This is a genomic window from Shewanella sp. 30m-14 (genome assembly GCF_052977125.1).
The window spans coordinates 1-716 of sequence record NZ_JBRILW010000061.1; the positions used below are offsets into that span (position 1 = coordinate 1).

Annotated in this window: 1 rRNA gene; it reads right to left on the minus strand. The window is 53.4% G+C overall.

Going from position 1 to position 716, the window contains the following annotated elements:
- Positions 1-19: 19 nt before the first annotated feature.
- A 16S ribosomal RNA gene (locus ACVBIU_RS20485) occupies positions 20-716 on the minus strand; the annotation flags it as partial.

Below are 716 nucleotides of genomic sequence, written 5' to 3' on the forward strand. Positions count from 1 at the left end.
ATTAAGTTAGTCGTATAGGTAAGGAGGTGATCCAGCCCCAGGTTCCCCTAGGGCTACCTTGTTACGACTTCACCCCAGTCATGAACCACACCGTGGTAAACGCCCTCCCGAAGGTTAAGCTATCTACTTCTGGTGCAGCCCACTCCCATGGTGTGACGGGCGGTGTGTACAAGGCCCGGGAACGTATTCACCGTGACATTCTGATTCACGATTACTAGCGATTCCGACTTCACGGAGTCGAGTTGCAGACTCCGATCCGGACTACGACCGGCTTTGTGAGATTAGCTCCACCTCGCGGCTTCGCAACCCTCTGTACCGACCATTGTAGCACGTGTGTAGCCCTACTCGTAAGGGCCATGATGACTTGACGTCGTCCCCACCTTCCTCCGGTTTATCACCGGCAGTCTCCCTAAAGTTCCCACCATTACGTGCTGGCAAATAAGGATAAGGGTTGCGCTCGTTGCGGGACTTAACCCAACATTTCACAACACGAGCTGACGACAGCCATGCAGCACCTGTCTCAGAGTTCCCGAAGGCACTAAGCTATCTCTAGCGAATTCTCTGGATGTCAAGAGTAGGTAAGGTTCTTCGCGTTGCATCGAATTAAACCACATGCTCCACCGCTTGTGCGGGCCCCCGTCAATTCATTTGAGTTTTAACCTTGCGGCCGTACTCCCCAGGCGGTCTACTTAATGCGTTAGCTTGAGAGCCCAGTG